The sequence below is a fragment of the Chromobacterium sp. W521 genome (assembly GCF_052805975.1).
Genome location: NZ_JBRBAF010000056.1, coordinates 1 through 277, shown reverse-complemented (window position 1 = coordinate 277; position 277 = coordinate 1). Strand labels below are relative to the sequence as shown.

The following is a 277-nucleotide window of genomic DNA, read 5'->3' as shown; positions in this document are numbered from 1 at the left end:
CGGTGACACTCCCCAGGTGCAACTGGTCGCCTTCGACGACCCCTACAGCCTGCCGCCGGCCAGCGTCGAGCGCGTGCGTTTCCACCGCAGCGACGCCACCGAGGCCGAGGACGGCCTGACCGAGTGGAACGCCCAGCGCCAGATCGTGCCCGGCGCGGTGGCGCTGGCCAGCTTCGACTACCAGCCGGTGCAAACCCAGCACAGCGGCGACGACAGCCGCATTGATCAAGGCCAGAACGGCAAGGCCTTGCAATCCTCCTTGCACGACTACGACCCG

1 protein-coding gene is annotated in these 277 nt (G+C 68.6%); it reads left to right on the top strand.

All coding sequences use genetic code 11. From position 1 onward, the window contains the following. Positions 1-277, top strand: a 277-nt coding sequence (locus tag ACUXV1_RS23280) for a contractile injection system protein, VgrG/Pvc8 family (protein ID WP_446016781.1), incomplete at both ends; no start/stop codon positions are given.